The sequence below is a fragment of the Bacillus sp. 05T31 genome, assembly GCF_056396725.1.
In genome coordinates, this window is the sequence record NZ_JBFTMA010001493.1 from 1 (window position 1) to 373 (window position 373).

Consider the following 373-nt stretch of genomic DNA (forward strand, 5'->3'; position numbering starts at 1 on the left):
ATGGATAGAGAGTGTTATTTCATCAACGTCTTTATTTTTATATTGATCTTTAATCGTTTCAGCGATTTGAAGTAGGTTTTCATAACTAGAAGCTTCTGTAATAAGCATTCCTTTTATAACTTTTTTTTCATTTTGTGTGGAAGAGGAATACGGGATGTTGTTTTGTTTTGTATACAGAAGTTCGTATGGAATTGTTTTTCTTTCTGCTTTTGAAACATTTGAATAGTTTAGAGTTAAAAGAAACCCTATACATAAAATTATGCATACCATAAGAACAAACCAAAAACGTGTCAGTGATATAATTCGCATTGTCATCCCTCTTTCATGTCTTTGTCTTCACTATTCATCATACAAAAAGAGGATTAAGCTAGAG

1 protein-coding gene is annotated in these 373 nt (G+C 30.6%); it reads right to left on the bottom strand.

Going from position 1 to position 373, the window contains the following annotated elements:
• On the bottom strand, positions 1-309 hold a 309-nt coding region (locus AC1DJR_RS34015), incomplete at its 3' end, for a hypothetical protein (RefSeq protein WP_477004675.1).
• Positions 310-373: the final 64 nt, after the last annotated feature.